The 14,768-nt window shown below is 57.6% G+C and carries 14 protein-coding genes and 1 other RNA gene; 4 read left to right on the plus strand and 11 right to left on the minus strand.

What is annotated here, in order from left to right; translation table 11 throughout:
• Positions 1-184: 184 nt before the first annotated feature.
• Both glmS and glmU read right to left on the minus strand, forming a co-directional pair.
• A complete protein-coding gene (gene glmS / locus EMQ_RS03000) occupies positions 185-2,011 on the minus strand; it encodes a glutamine--fructose-6-phosphate transaminase (isomerizing) (protein ID WP_010666125.1) in 1,827 nt (608 codons plus the stop codon).
• Positions 2,011-3,366, minus strand: a complete 1,356-nt coding sequence (gene glmU, locus EMQ_RS03005; protein ID WP_026200253.1) for a bifunctional UDP-N-acetylglucosamine diphosphorylase/glucosamine-1-phosphate N-acetyltransferase GlmU — start codon at positions 3,364-3,366, stop codon at positions 2,011-2,013. Before glmU ends, glmS begins: the two co-directional genes overlap by 1 nt.
• Positions 3,367-3,480: 114 nt before the next feature.
• On the opposite strand from glmU, the gene EMQ_RS03010 reads away from it, so the two are divergent.
• Complete coding sequence (locus tag EMQ_RS03010; RefSeq protein ID WP_010668626.1) at positions 3,481-4,140, plus strand: HAD-IA family hydrolase; 660 nt, start codon at positions 3,481-3,483, stop codon at positions 4,138-4,140.
• Between the two features lie 23 nt (positions 4,141-4,163).
• Here the strand turns inward: EMQ_RS03010 and EMQ_RS03015 are convergent, their stop codons facing one another.
• A complete protein-coding gene (locus EMQ_RS03015; protein ID WP_010668627.1) occupies positions 4,164-5,423 on the minus strand; it encodes an MFS transporter in 1,260 nt (419 codons plus the stop codon).
• A 68-nt stretch (positions 5,424-5,491) separates the two neighbouring features.
• Positions 5,492-7,189: an OprO/OprP family phosphate-selective porin gene (locus EMQ_RS03020; protein ID WP_018308485.1), complete on the minus strand. Its 1,698-nt coding sequence runs from the start codon at positions 7,187-7,189 to the stop codon at positions 5,492-5,494.
• A 267-nt stretch (positions 7,190-7,456) separates the two neighbouring features.
• On the opposite strand from EMQ_RS03020, the gene EMQ_RS03025 reads away from it, so the two are divergent.
• Positions 7,457-8,248 (plus strand): hypothetical protein, encoded by a 792-nt coding sequence (locus EMQ_RS03025; protein ID WP_010666547.1) that lies wholly within the window; start codon positions 7,457-7,459, stop codon positions 8,246-8,248.
• 26 nt (positions 8,249-8,274) lie between these two features.
• Here the strand turns inward: EMQ_RS03025 and EMQ_RS03030 are convergent, their stop codons facing one another.
• The 5 genes from EMQ_RS03030 to EMQ_RS03050 all read right to left on the minus strand — a co-directional run bounded on the left by EMQ_RS03030 (position 8,275) and on the right by EMQ_RS03050 (position 10,656).
• Positions 8,275-9,090 carry a TIGR00282 family metallophosphoesterase gene (locus tag EMQ_RS03030; RefSeq protein ID WP_010666546.1) on the minus strand — a complete coding sequence of 272 codons (816 nt, stop codon included), beginning with the start codon at positions 9,088-9,090 and terminating at the stop codon, positions 8,275-8,277.
• Between the two features lie 73 nt (positions 9,091-9,163).
• Positions 9,164-9,748, minus strand: coding sequence for a 5-formyltetrahydrofolate cyclo-ligase (locus tag EMQ_RS03035; RefSeq protein WP_010666545.1), 585 nt, complete (start codon positions 9,746-9,748; stop codon positions 9,164-9,166).
• 16 nt (positions 9,749-9,764) lie between these two features.
• Positions 9,765-9,921: non-coding RNA, 6S RNA (gene ssrS, locus EMQ_RS03040), on the minus strand.
• 9 nt (positions 9,922-9,930) lie between these two features.
• Entirely contained in the window at positions 9,931-10,269 is a 339-nt protein-coding gene (locus tag EMQ_RS03045) for a cell division protein ZapA (RefSeq protein ID WP_010666544.1), read from the minus strand.
• A gap of 3 nt (positions 10,270-10,272) precedes the next feature.
• Positions 10,273-10,656 (minus strand): hypothetical protein, encoded by a 384-nt coding sequence (locus tag EMQ_RS03050; protein ID WP_010666543.1) that lies wholly within the window; start codon positions 10,654-10,656, stop codon positions 10,273-10,275.
• Positions 10,657-10,733: 77 nt separating this feature from the next.
• Here EMQ_RS03050 and EMQ_RS03055 point away from each other — a divergent pair, with 77 nt between their 5' ends.
• Entirely contained in the window at positions 10,734-11,186 is a 453-nt protein-coding gene (locus tag EMQ_RS03055; RefSeq protein WP_010666542.1) for a hypothetical protein, read from the plus strand.
• Between the two features lie 36 nt (positions 11,187-11,222).
• Positions 11,223-11,894 (plus strand): thiamine phosphate synthase, encoded by a 672-nt coding sequence (locus tag EMQ_RS03060; RefSeq protein ID WP_010666541.1) that lies wholly within the window; start codon positions 11,223-11,225, stop codon positions 11,892-11,894.
• Between the two features lie 20 nt (positions 11,895-11,914).
• Here EMQ_RS03060 and EMQ_RS03065 read toward each other — a convergent pair whose 3' ends face one another.
• Together EMQ_RS03065 and EMQ_RS03070 are read right to left on the minus strand one after the other, a co-directional pair.
• Entirely contained in the window at positions 11,915-13,408 is a 1,494-nt protein-coding gene (locus EMQ_RS03065; RefSeq protein WP_158320013.1) for an FAD-binding protein, read from the minus strand.
• Between the two features lie 193 nt (positions 13,409-13,601).
• Positions 13,602-14,564: an NrtR DNA-binding winged helix domain-containing protein gene (locus EMQ_RS03070; RefSeq protein ID WP_010668519.1), complete on the minus strand. Its 963-nt coding sequence runs from the start codon at positions 14,562-14,564 to the stop codon at positions 13,602-13,604.
• Positions 14,565-14,768: the final 204 nt, after the last annotated feature.

The raw sequence follows: 14,768 nt of genomic DNA on the forward strand, positions 1-14,768 counted from the left end.
TCTCCGCAAGAAATAGCCATCAGCCATTTCAAATAACGTTAACTCTAAAATTTTATATTGCTTATATGAAAACTGAATAGAGCATCAGTCCAACATACACTCGTGTGTCAGAAACACTTCACAATAAGATATATATTATATACGATTTTTATCGGGAAGCATGACCACTCCCCGATAATCGGCCTTATTCGACCGTAACAGACTTCGCCAGATTGCGTGGCTGATCCACATCCGTGCCTTTGAGCAGGGCCGTTTCATAGGCCAGCATCTGCACGCCGATCGTCTGGATGATGGGCGTAACAAACGGATGCACCTTGGGCAGCGCGATCGTCTGTTCGGCGATGGCGGACAAACGGTCTGCCCCGGCCTCATCAGTAAAGGCCAGTAGACGACCGCCACGAGCCTTTGCTTCCTGCAGATTGGACAGGGTTTTGTCGAACAGAACGCCGGACGGCACAGTCGCGACGATGGGAACCGTGCGGTCAATCAGGGAAATCGGTCCGTGCTTCATCTCGCCAGCGGCATAGGCTTCGGCATGGATGTAGGAGATCTCCTTGAGTTTCAGCGCACCTTCCATCGCGACCGGATAGGCGCTGCCTCGGCCGAGATAGAGCACGTCCCTAGCCTCGGCCACCACGGACGCCATCTTGCGAATGGCGTCATCATGCGTGAACACCTCAGCAGCGCGGCTGGGCAGATCAAGCAGGGCGGACACCAGCTCTTCCTCGCCCGTCTCGTCCAGCTCCCCACGTGCGCGGGCAATCGCGATGGTCAGACAGGCCAATACGGTCAACTGCGCTGTGAACGCCTTGGTCGAAGCCACGGAGATTTCCGGCCCCGCGACCGTGCCAAGCACCACATCACTCTCACGCGCCATGCTGCTATGTTCGGCATTCAGAACGGAGAGGATCGGCAAACCGGCATTTTTCAGCCCACGCATTGCAGCCAGAGTGTCCGCCGTCTCACCCGACTGGGAGATCAGAATACCGAGCGAACCCGGCGTCAAAGGCGGATTGCGGTAGCGCATCTCGCTGGCGACATCGATGTCCACCGGGAGGCGAGCGATTTCTTCCAGCCAGTAACGCCCGACAACACCCGCGAAAAACGCCGAACCACAGGCCGTGATGACAGCGCGAGGCAAGCTGGCGAGGTCGAACGGCATCTCCGGCAGCACCACCTTCCGGGTCGCCGGGTCGATCATGCGCTGAAGCGTCTGCCCGATCACCAGCGGGTGCTCGTGCAGTTCCTTTTCCATGTAGTGACGGTAGCCGTCCTTGCCGACCGCACCGGCAATGAGAGCCGTCGTCTGAATGGTCCGTTCGACACGCTCGCCGGAGTGATCGAAGAACTCGGCCCCTTCCCGGCTGAGGACAACGCAGTCACCATCATCAAGATAGGCGATACGACGTGTCAGAGGCGCCAGCGCGAGACTATCGGAACCGAGGAACATCTCCCCCTCGCCAAAGCCTACGGCAAGCGGTGCGCCGTGACGCGCGCCGATCATCAGCCCTTCGTGCTCGGCGAAAATCATCGCGACGGCATAAGCGCCTTCCAGACGGCGAAGCGCGGAAAAAGCGGCCTCACGCGGTGACTGGCCAGCCCCGAGATAATGATCGACCAGCTTGGCGATCGTCTCGCTGTCCGTTTCGGTCTCGAAACTCTGGCCTTCGGCCTCAAGCTCCGTCCGCAGGGTCTCGAAATTCTCGATGATGCCGTTATGGACGATGGCCACACGGGCCGTGCCATGCGGATGCGCGTTGTTCTCGGTCGGCGCGCCGTGCGTGGCCCAGCGGGTATGACCGATGGCGGTCTTGCCGTGCAGCGGAGCCTGCTCCAGCACCTTGCCGAGATTGTCCAGCTTGCCCGCGGCACGACGGCGCTCGATATGACCGTCCGCGTTCAGTGTGGCGATGCCAGCCGAGTCATAGCCTCGATATTCCAGCCGCCGCAGACCTTCAAAGACGATCGGCGTTGCCTGTCTGTGTCCTACGACGCCACAGATACCGCACATCAGCCCTGTTCCTTCTTTGCCCGGAGCGCTGCACGGAAGCGTGCGGCCCATCCAGTTTTATTTGTCTGCACCCCACGCGCAACCGCCATTGCGTCCGGCTCCACATCACTTGTGATGACACTTCCCGCCGCCACCAGCGCACCGTCGCCAATCGTCACCGGTGCGACGAGGATGGAATCGGAGCCGATAAAGGCGTTCGCACCGATGGTCGTGCGGTGCTTGAACACGCCATCATAATTGCAGGTGATCGTCCCGGCTCCGATATTGGTGGCCGCACCGATGCTCGCATCGCCGAGATAGGTGAGATGATTGGCCTTCGCGCCGTTACCCATGGTGGTGGCCTTGAGTTCAACGAAGTTACCGACGTGGCACCCCTCACCCAGCGTCGTGCCGGGTCGCAGTCGCGCATAAGGGCCGACCAGCGATTTCGGCCCGACTTCGCACTGCTCCAGATGGCTGAACGCCTTGATCTCTGCACCGGAACGCACCGTCACACCTCGTCCGAAAACCACGTTCGGCTGAACGACGACGTCCGGCTCCAGCACCGTATCAAACGAGAAGAATACGGTCTCCGGCGCGGTCAGGGTTACGCCACGCTCCATCGCCTCACGACGCAGACGGCGCTGGACCGTGGCCTCGGCGTCCGCCAGTTCGACGCGGGAGTTTACGCCTAGCAGTTCGCTTTCCGGCGCTTCGACGGCACGGATGATACCACCCTCTTCCCGCACGATGCCGACCACATCGGTCAGGTAGTATTCGCCTTTGCTGTTCGCATTGCCGACCTTGTGCAGCCACTCACGGAAACGGGTGGCATCGGCGCAGAAGACACCGGCATTGCACAGATCAACGGCACGTTCGGCCTCTGAGGCATCAGCCCATTCGACGATTTTTTCGACCGTGCCATCATTATTAAGGATCACACGACCGTAGCGACCCGGATTGACCGGGCGCATGGCCAGCAGAGCGAGGTCTGTCCGTTCGGTTTTACTCCGACGCGTGTCGAGCATGCGCTGGAGCGTCTCGGGCGTGATGAGCGGATTGTCGGCGTAGAGAACCGCCACATCACCATCACCAAACAGATCTTCTGCCTGAAGCGCTGCATGAGCCGTGCCAAGACGGTCATGCTGGATCACCGTCGCATGAGGCGCGGCACAACGGGCAAGATCATCCATATCAGGACCGATAACGACAACGACGCTGTCAAACACCTTGGCCGCGCTGGCGATCAGGTGGCTCAGCATGGGTTGCCCCGCCAGCGGCTGAAGCGCCTTTGGCAGTGATGAGCGCATCCGCGTGCCGAGACCGGCTGCGAGGAGAACGGCTGTGGAAGAACGGTTTACGGACGATTTTGTCATAGCTTTCTGGCGGTAAGCCACTGTCGGGAGACTGTCAAACCCGTGAGGTATGTTTCTGTTTCACTTCGCGTTACTCTCATTTTCCGAACACGGTGAAGAAGAAAGCAGCATTTCATGCGACTGATGGTTTTTGACCTCGACGGCACGCTTGTAGATTCACTGCATGATCTCTCGGACTGCGTGGGGCTGTTACTAGCTGAATATGGTCTCCCTGCCCCATCGCAGGACGCCGTTCGGAGCATGATTGGCGACGGCGTGGGCAAGCTGGTCGAGCGGGCGCTCGATCACGCGAACGCAAAGGACATTGACCGACAGACCGCGATTCACCGCTTCATGGAAATTTACGGGCCGCGTGTGACGGAACGATCCCGCCTGTTTCCCGGCACGAAAGAAACGCTAAATCGCCTCGCAGAAAACAGCTGGACGCTGGCGGTCTGCACCAACAAGCCTGTTGCAGCAGCGAACAATATTCTACGGACATTTGGTATTCTGGATCTGTTCGCCGCTGTCGGTGGCGGAGATTCCTTCCCTGTCCGCAAACCCGACCCCGCGCATCTTCTGGGCACCATCGCTCTCGCCAAAGGCACGGTCGCCCGCTCAATTATGGTTGGCGATCATGCCAATGACATTCTGGCGGCGCGTAGAGCGGGCGCGAAATCGATCTTTGCCCGTTGGGGATATGGCCTCCCCGCCTATGCCGATGGCGCAACGGCTGAAACGGACCGGATTTCAGACATACCGGTCATCGCCGATACACTCCTGAAAGATTCCTGAAGTCATCACCTCCGGCGATCATGTCAGGCCGAAGTCTGGCGACCATGCAGGCGTGCGTTCAGCAGGATAAGGGTAAGAACCACAAGAGATGCGCCGCCGACCGTCAGCATTAGCACTGGAGCCAGACCTTTTCCGAACAGGGACGCCATCCTGGTCTGGAGCAGTGCGTTGCTGGCGGCGATCAGGTTACCGCACTGATAGGCCAGACCGGGGAATGTCGCGCGGACGGATACGGGCGAAAGTTCGCTGAGATAGGCTGGCACCACGCCCCACGCGCCCTGCACGCAGAACTGTACGCACACGGCTCCTGCCGCCAGCCAGACAACGGAATGGGAAAGCGCCCAGATCGGCAGAAACGGCAATGTCAGCAGGGCCGCCAGCGCAATGCTGTATTGGCGACCAATCTTTTGGGACAGCATCCCGAAAAACAGCCCGCCAACAATGGCGGCAATATTATACAGCACGACAACGAGCGTGATGGTGGGATGCGAAAGACCGCGTTCCAGCCCCAGAAATATCTTCGGATACAGGTCCTGCGACCCATGACTCATAAAGTTGAATGCGGTCATCAGAGCCACGGCGAACAGGCACAGGCCCACATTATCCCGTATCACCGGCCAGAGTGCGGGCGCACGGGTGGAGGTCTGTTTCTGTCTGGTTCGCAGCCATTCAGGACTTTCGGGCACGCGGAGCCAGATATAGACCGCAGCGACCAGCGCGCTGCCCCCCAGAACGAACAGTCCGCGCCAGCCCATGACGGGTAGCATCAGAAAAACAAGAGACGCGAGCAGGTAGCCCGCAGGATAACCGGCCTGAAGAATTCCCGACGCAGCCCCCCGCCATGACGGCGGAACGCTTTCCATGATCAGGGACGTTCCCACGCCCCATTCTCCGCCCAGCGCAATACCGAACAGGGCGCGCAAAATCAGGAAAACCGTCAGATTGGGGGAAAAGGCAGAAAGCACTTCGATCAGGGAATAGACAGTGATGGTCGTGATCATCACCGGCTTGCGGCCATACCGGTCAGCCGCCCGTCCACACACAAACGCGCCGACAGGACGTGTCAGCAGAGTCAGTGTCGGCGCGAGCAGGACACTTTCCAGCGGAACATGAAAACTTCTTGCAACATCATCAAGTGTAAAGAGGACAATAAAGAAATCACAGGCATCGAGCAGCCACGCGAGGAGGGAGGCAATGACGACATGACGTGCGGTTGTCAGGTCGTATTCATATCCCCCCTCCCTTATGGAGCCTGAGGAAGGAGCCATCGCCTGTCCGGTCATGTACGTTCTCCGGCGGGTTCCGCCAGAAACCCCACTCTTTTCTGTTTTATCCGGATCAGGTCGACGACCTAGAACGCAGCCTGCACCCGCCCGGCAAGAGCATTGCCACTCCGACCGAGGATATTGAAGGTCTGGCTGTTACGGCTGACAGAGAAGTGAGAATAATCCAGCGTAAGACGGAAATGCTGGCTCAGATACCAGTTTACGGCGCTCTCCCATGTCGTGGAGCGGCCGCCTCGAAATCCCGTCAGTGCATCAGGGTGGTCGTTGAGATTGGTTTCGTCCCATCGGGCAGACAGTTCCATCGCTCCCCAGTGATTCTGGAACGGATCAAAATCTTCGGTGATACCGGGCGGCAGAAAAGAGGCTCTCTTGACGTCGAAGGCGCGGGCGTGGCCGAACAGGGTATAACTTACCGTGACATACCATCCGTCGAACCCAAGAGAGGGCTGAGCAAGACCCGCGAGTTGCGACCGGTTGACGCCGATATGGAAATACTCGCTTTTCACCAGCAGCCTTTTCCACCGCACGCCCAGTTCCGGACCGACTGACCAAACAGAACTGGTGTTCGGGATGCTGGCGGTCAGCAGGTGGTCCTGAGACAGCGGCACGTTGCCGGTGGGCGGCGACATCTTGAATACCCTCCCCGCCGCGCTCTCGTTCCTCTTGAAGCTGTCAGACGTGCCGACCCCGACCATAACGTCCATATCCCGGCTGACATAGGGGCGACCGACAGCGCGGGCGACCGCGCCCGTCTGGCTGTCGCTGATAGTGGCGTCAGTGCTCCTGTCGCCGAACTGCTGCCCGGTGAACCACGCGCTCACGAACCACTGTTTCTCATAATGCAGTCCCCCGACACTGAACCGCCAGGCATTGGCCGCGATATTACGCACGATGTCGATGACCGACGGGCGTTCCAGCAGTGTCAGCCCCCCTGAACGCTCGGCGCTTTCCTCGGATTCACGTGGTTCGTAGTATCCCACGGTCAGTTCCGTGTTGCGCAGACCGGCGTAATTGAGGTTGGCCTCGTATATTCCAATCTTGCCGTCCGCCACGCCCGAGCCAAAATCCGGGGTCACGTTCGCCACCCAGTCCTTGTAGCGAAAGGTGAGGAAGAGACGCATCCGTCGCGCATTCTCCGTAAAACCGGGAAAACGCCCTTTTGGTTCTCCTCCCCGAGGCGCCATCCCGAGATAGCCACCAAAATCCTCCTGAAACCCCAGACCGGCCGAGAAGGCGTACCGGCCATCTTGCGTCGCAATGGTCGGACGTCCGTTGGGAAAGCCTACTCTCATCCCTCCGACCTGAACGACCTCGGACCGTGCGGTCGCCGCCTTGAAGTCCTTCCATGACGACACAATCCCCGAATCGGGAGGCGTTCTCCTGATGTCGGGCGGCCCGGCGAAGACGGGTGCTTCCCTTGCCCCAGCGAAACGTATCCCCGGCTCAGGAACACCGTTCCAGTCATACGCACGAGATGCGGAAGAAACGCCATGTCTCACGGAAACAGCAGGATGCGTGCCGGTGATGACGCGACGCATCTTCCTCAGCTCCGCACGCATTTCGGCGACTTCCCGACGCAGCGCAATGATATCCGGGTCGGTAGTTTCCGCCTGTGCCTGAGACGAGAACAGAAAGGCTCCACTCCACAGGATCGGACATGTGGCCGTCAGGATATCAGTGAGAAAGGTAGTCGCTCCCCTACGTCTTGCGAGAGGATTTCCAGGGACATTCCGCCCATCCTGAACTTTTATTTTCGCTGACATTGCCTCATGACCAGAAACCACTGCCAGACGATGATAACGAACTGAAACGAATTACATGGCAGTCAACAGAGAGTCTTTCACACTTCTCCTCAATTGAGGCAATATAGTCACCGTTTTTTGAGCAATATCCCGGCACCACCCTCATCCTGAAACTGAATTGAAAAAGTTGTTCAATATAAAAAGAAATTAGCAAAATATTATCGAACACATTAAACGATCTGCAACATCCTGAGAGTAATCTGGTCCGAACAGATCAAGGTCGGATGAGTGCACGCTTCCCATACTTCCCCTCACGTTTTCATCGCCACTCCCTGCTTCGGCGGACTGGTCACGCAGACCTACATGCAGTCCATCATCGGCTGCATGGCCATGGCGCAGCATCATGGGATCGAGCTGACCCTTTCGCTCGTGGGAAATGATGCGCTGATCACACGTTCGCGCAATACGTTGCTGCATCAGTTCTTCACCCAGAGCGACGCGTCGCACATTCTTTTTGTGGATAGTGATATCGGTTTCGCGCCGGATGCCGTGCCGCGTCTTGTCGCTGCCGGAAAGGATCTCGTCGCCGGGCTGTATCCCCTCAAGGATCGCTACTGGGATTCGTTCACGAATGTCCTCACCAAAAGAGGCGAGCCAACGGAAACGGCATCCCTGCGCTATGTCGGTGAAAGCGCCTCGCTTCATGAAAAGCACCCCGACGACGGCACGGATGCGGGGCTTGTCAAGGCGGGTTACGCTGGAACAGGCTTCATGCTGATTTCCCGACAGGTCGTGCAGCGTATGATCGAAGCCTATCCGAAAACACGTTACAAGCGGATCGACGCACCGGTTGGACAAGACAATTCAGCCGCCGTTGAGACAGACGCCTATGCCCTCTTTGATTGCATGATCGATCCTGAAACCGGCACCTATCTCAGCGAGGACTTCACCTTCTGCAAACGCTGGCGTGATCTTGGTGGGGAAGTCTGGCTCGATACCGGACTGAAACTTTCCCACACCGGCGCATCAACCTTCACGGGTGATCCTTCGCTGCGTCTGGGCATTGTCAAAGGCAAATAAGAAATCCGAAACGGGAGCAGACCGAATTAGAAATCCGGCATTGCTCCCGACAGCATACCGCCCTGCCTCAAGGGGGCTACTCTGCGAGCAAGACCGGTCACATCATCCGTCTCGACCATCAGACCGCAGACCGTAGCCTCTCCTTCCGCTGGTTGCAGGCGCTCCCCCGGCATCTTGCGGACAAAGCGCGCAACAGCAGCCTCTTTCTGCATGCCGATGACACTGTCATAATCGCCGCACATCCCCGCATCGCTCTGAAACGCTGTTCCTGCCGTGAGAATACGGTGGTCAGCGGTCGGGGTATGCGTGTGAGTGCCCACCACCAGCGAGACCTTGCCGTCCAGCACATGGCCGAGCGCCCATTTCTCACTGCTGGCTTCCGCATGCACGTCAACCACGGCCGCCTGTACCGTGACACCAAGGCGATGCCTGGCAAGCAGTTCCAGCGTCAGACGAAACGGATCATCAAGCGGGTCCATGAACAGGCGCCCCATGACATTGACCACAAGCGCCTTACGTCCATCAGCAAGCGTGACCACCGTGCTGCCCTGCCCCGGCGTGCCGGGAGGAAAGTTCAGCGGCCTTACAACCGCAGGCATCCCGTCAATTTCCCCGATAAGATCACGACGGTCCCATGCGTGATTGCCAAGCGTGATGACATCGACACCACATCCCATCAGATCGCGTGCAATTCCGGGGGAAAGTCCAAAACCGTGACTGGCATTTTCAGCATTGACGATTACCAGATCGAGAGACAACTGACGACGCAGTTCCGGCAGGCGTGTCGTCACACCATCGCGGCCGCTCCGCCCGACAATATCCCCCAGAAACAGAATTCTCACGACATGACTCTCACAATGATCTCCGGCTTCCATAAACGCTGATGGACGGGAATGTAATAACGCGGCAACCTGCCTACGGCTGAAGGTTCTCCGCAGGGATGATGTCTTCTTTTTCGGTGACAATAACCGGCAACGGCACATCAAACGGCCCCACCGGGATATGGGGCACTTCCTGTACAGAAAAAGCATAGCCTATCGCGCAGGCATCGGGCAAAGCCGCGAGCGTACGGTCATAATAGCCGCCGCCATAACCAAGTCGGTATCCCCGCCGATCAAAAGCCAGCATCGGCACCAGCACAACATCCGGCACATCAATCGGACCATCCGGACACACGGTTCCGAATCGCCCTTCACGCATCGGACAGTCCGGATCCCATTGCCGAAAAAGCAGCGGTGATCCTTTAGGAGGCGTCTCGGGCATCAGAATCTGCCAACCCTGCTCATGCAACCGATGAGAGAGAGGGCGTAGATCGACCTCGTCCGGCATGGGCCATACGCAGGCGATCCGTGAGGGAGCTAGCGTGCGAAGCCGGGCGTAAAGTCGGTCACATAATGTGGTGGAGGTGGATGGATCAGCCTGCTGGAGCGCAGCCTTCATCGCAAGACGAATGGCGCGCTTGTCGCTGGCTGTTTCGGGGCGATCTCCAGAACCTGTCATGGAGTCGGAAAAACTGTGTGGGGCCACCCTGGCCGTTGGACTTTACAACCTCCAGGACCTGCTAGTGCAGGTGGGCGCCGGAATACCATGACCAAGATCACGACAGAGCCAGCTCCCGAGGAAGTGCTTATCGGCCCAGGGGATGAATTGCCTGACGCACCGGGCAGCTCCACAGACATAACCTAGTGTGCCTCAAGCGCCGCCGCAATGGTTTCCGCACGTTCAGCCAATAAAGAAAGTTCATCCATAAGCCGCGCGTTTTCTCTTGCAGCCGCTTCACCGGCCGCAATCGCCTTGCTGGCTTCGGTGGAAATCAGTTCAGCCGTCAGATCCGAGAGTTCGTCGGCCATCAGAAGAGACGCCAGAACAAGAATCTTTGCCTCGCCACTAAAGCCAAGCGCCCTGACCCGCGCTACCCGTTTGCTGACTTCCTGCGCCATATCGAGGAGATGGCGTTCCTCTCCCGGCTCGCACCCAATCTGATAGGCATACCCGTTGATCCGGACTGTTACCTGCGGCATGAATCAGTGTCCTTCGCCGTACTGTGACACATCGTGATCGGAAGTGTTGAGCCAGCCATCATGTATGTTCTGCACATCCGGCACCATGCCACTGTCTCCATGAGAGGGTTCATGCAGCGAGGAGTCAGTCGAGGTTTCAACCGGTTTTTCCCGAGGAGAAGCCGGAGCCAGGTCGCCGAGGATAGTCTTCACGTCGACCATCAGCGCATCAAGCGTCGCTATCGCTTTCTGAACATCCGGCTGCGGCCCCTCGACCACAGTCTCAGGAACAGAAGGCTGCGCTTCTTCCCTGCGGTGTTCAAGTGCGAAGGCGATCCTGTCCAGCGCGGAACGAAGTCGTGAAACAGGATCGACAGGCCTATTGTTGTCCGGCTTGTTCTCGCTCATATGCGCACGTGACTCCGCCTTATGTATATCTTTGCAATTTTGTTTAGAAATCACCCGCAAAGGATTGAACGTCAAGCATGATCCGGCAAATCCGCCAGCATCTTTCCACAGGAAACGATAAGAGCAAACCCGGCTGCGTCTTTCCTGTTTCCACTTTGCGAGAAGCCTGTGACGCGCTCAACGTAGCACAAGCGAGCGGATGTTCAGACGTTATCCTCCTCTCTCCTCCGGGAGCAGCCGGTTTCATGGGCGTCCCTTGGTGGATGGCCATGATGGCGCAATTCAGAGATCTTCAAGCGAAAGCCCCAATCTCCCTGCCCTTCATTGATATTCTCGATTGCGGCAGTCAGGCAGGTCGCGCCGTATCAGCCCTTACGCAGGGGCAGAAACATATCGTGTTCGATCCTGACTCCCCGCAAAGAAAAGCTGTGGAGATGCTGGCTGGCTCCCTCGCTGCGACAGTTCTTTTCCAACGACCTGACAGGATTCAGCCTTTCCCTCTTGGCATCGCATGTCCTTCCGGGGAATAAGCCTCTTCACAGACACCCCCGTTCCCGGAGACTGAAATGAGCAGCAAGCAGCCCGACACGGGACGATCGGCAGAACCCTGTGAAGGATACCTTGTCACGCCTCCCTTGCGGGAAGCGTCCTCTTTCGCTGGCCTGCTCGACCATGCTCTGACAGTGCTCCCTGTAGCTGCCGTGCGACTGAGGCTTGTAGAGACTGCTCCCGAAAAGATGAAGCAGACGATTCTCGATATCCGGCAGATCGTGAATCGGCATGACGCTGCGTTGATGCTTGATGGTTTCCCCGAACTGGTGCGCGAGACAGGGTGTGATGGGGCGCATGTTGGGGCGGAAGATGTCGCAGCAGCACGAAAGATACTGGGAGACAATTTCCAGCTCGGAGCCGCGTGTGACTTCAGTCGGGATCTGGCGATGCTGGCAGGTGAAAAAGGCGCCGATTATGTGGCTTTCGGACCGTTTGGCGTCGAGCCTGAGCCGGAAGGCCTTGCTCTTCTGACGTGGTGGCGGGAAATGATGGAACTACCCGTGGTCGCGGCATACAGCCCTGCGTCAGAAACCACCGGCCTCACTCCCCCTGAAACGCTCCGCACACTTGCAGCAACGGCGGATTTTCTTGCACTGGGCATTACTGCCGCGGGTGAGTCTTTCAATCCTCTCTGGCAGACACCAGAACAGTTCCTGCCGCTTTTTGCTGCAACTGCCGAAGGCTGACGGACGGCAACCCAGCGTTGTCAGTGAGTCTGTAGATCCATCGTATTAAGATCGTGCACATTGTAGGCGATGGAACGCACCATGGCCGCAAGCGATTTTTCGCACAGTTCCGTATGAAGGGCCACGCTCGCCTCTGCCGTGAAATCCGAACGGAAGTGTGCCCCCCTGCTTTCTTCCCTCTGACAGGCCGAAATCATCATCATCTGGGCCACCAGCGCCGCATCGTCGCAGGATGCCAGGCGGGAAACACGGAATAGCGCCTGTCGCAGGGACGCTCCTTCACGCACTGGCCCCAGCGCCATCTTTACAAACGGGCGGAGCATCCCCTCGGCCCCGTTAGGCACAGAGAGGTCAGGGGTTATCATCGATACGTCGACCTGCATGTTTTTCGATTCATTTAACACGCTTTCGGCAACCATCTCACTGCAGACAATCATTTCCAGCAGGGCGTTGCCCGGCAATGCTGATGCGCCATGAAGTCCTGTACTCGCACACTCGCCACAGGCCCACAGGCCCGCGATGGAGGTCCGGCCAGCGATATCAGCCATGATCCCACCAATATGGAAAGCTGCTGCTGCCTTTACCGGCAAGGCTTCCTTGCGTGGATCGAGGCCGACATTCCCACACTGTTTCAGAAAACGATCCAGATGATCGCCCGCAACCACGCTCTGGCCGGAAAACTGCTTGCTCAGATCGAGAAAAACCGAGTGTCCCGTATCCTTGTTCTGCTGGACAAGACGGGCGAGACCATCCGAATCTTTTCCTGTCCCATCCAGCCGGTGTCCACTTTCATTCAGAAGAGACACTGACTCTTCCCATAAAAGCGGTGGAACGGCGAAGCTGGTTTTTCCGGTGGTTTCGATAGACAGGGCAAAAGGATCGAACCGGACAAACTCCATGTCACACAATGTCGCACCGGCTCTCGCCGCGATCGCCATACACGCACCGGTTCCATGGGATGAGCCGAGATCATCTCCAAAGAGACCACACGCTCCGCTGCCCGCCATGATCACGACATTCGTATCGAGAATGCCTATCCTGTCACCTGTCGCAAGAACAGCGCCCCGCACATGACCTTCTACAAGAACCAGTTGGCGTAACGCCGTCGCAGGGATGATCGTGACATTCTTTCTTTTCGCAAGAATACCGAACAGGATGGCATAAAGAGCACTTTCAGTGTCCGGCCACCCGTGCGTTCTGATGAAATCGAACTGTGCGAGACCGGTCAAAGCCTGATCCATTCGCCCCATGATACACTGCACGACATCAAGCCGCGCCAGCCCCTTCCCTGCCCGGAGCGTGCGGGCAGCCCTTTCCGCCGGAGAGCCTGTTTCTTTCAGCAGGGAAAACAGACTATCCGCGCCTGTATCTGTGACCTGAGGCTCTCTTCCCGCAATCAGGATGCAGGGCGCGTCATTCATGTGCAGAGCGACCAGCACTCCGGCAATTCCGGCACCGACAATCAGCGGCTGTCCACGCAGTTTTTCAAGATTGACGGTATGCGCCGCAACCATGCCACATCCTTTTCTCTGCCGGGCCCGGTTCTTACAGTTCCAGTCGAAATCCATCTTTTCCGACATTGCACCGCCTGAAAAACCTGCCGCTCAACCAGACTGATCTGTCCCGCCGGGTCCATGAATAATCCAGCACTCCCTTTTCCCAGAGAAAAGTCAGTAAAGGGTTACTGTATCAGCCTTTGACTGATGCCTAATTTTCCTCGCCAGCCTCATCCTGATTTTTTGTTCTTTTCCTGTGAGAAAAAAGCAGGTTTTCGATTGTTTCCGTCTCTGTCAGTGTTTCCGACAAAGGAAGAACCAACGACATACTCTGGGCATTGCGGGCAATGGCTACATCGTTTTTAAATCGAAACAATCTGGCGGGACGGCCAAATATCTCGTCACTCACGCCGCCAGCTTCTTCAATCAGTCCGCAATTCGAAACATTCCTGCGAAACGCCTGTTTATCAAGCGGCTCACCCAGAACACCTTCCATGGAGGCCTGAAACTGCGGAATGGTGAAGCGCTCTGGCATAAGCTCCACCGGCATGGACAATGATTTGAGTGGTTTGCGGAGATGCCCCAAGCCCTGAGCCAACCATTTGTAAAATCTGCTGCCTGCAAGTGTCATCATATCCATCTGTCCGTCACCCGGCAGATATCCGGCCTCAATGAGCGCTTTACAGCGTTCAGAGGCAAGTTCGGGACGCCATCGGGCGCCTTCAAGCGCAAAAAGCACACATATCTTTTTACGCGCTCCCACCTCCTCAGACGTCGTCGGAGGAGAGACCTGTGTGAGCAGAAATTCTCCAAGCCGGTTTTTGAGTGCGACACCCTGATGGTTTCTCTGATCCTCCCACGGTAAAAAATCGTAACAGGATGACCAGCCTCGTGCGTCTCCACCAGTCTGCGTTGTGACAAGATACGGAATGTCCAAGGTTTTCCTGCCATCCGGTGTCTGTTCCATTCTGGTCGGCAGCTGTTCGGCGCAGGCGGAAAAAACACGCCTGCGGGTCACGATCAGCGCCTCAAGGGTCTCGCGGATCTGCGCCTCTTCCGTGCCGAAAAACTGCGTATGAGGCAGCCCTCCCTGTCCATCCGTCAGAACAAACGGTTCACCAGCCTGCAAGGCAACAGGCACCGCAGCAATGATGACCCTTGTTCCCTCCGTCATGTTGGGCGGATCATGTCAGCCACGTCTTCGGCTCACTTTGCTGGACGATGCTCTCGTGCGACGTTCATCGTTCCGTTGTTTCAGGCGAGCGGACGCGCTCCCATACATACCCCCAGCTCCGGTCCTCCGTTCCGGTTCCACGGCCTGCGGGCCCAGCTATCCGTGAAAAGCCTCTTTAATCCCGTACAATTCTCCAGAAACATT

Origin of the sequence: Acetobacter aceti NBRC 14818 (genome assembly GCF_000193495.2) — a bacterium.
Taxonomy (GTDB): Bacteria; Pseudomonadota; Alphaproteobacteria; order Acetobacterales; family Acetobacteraceae; genus Acetobacter; species Acetobacter aceti.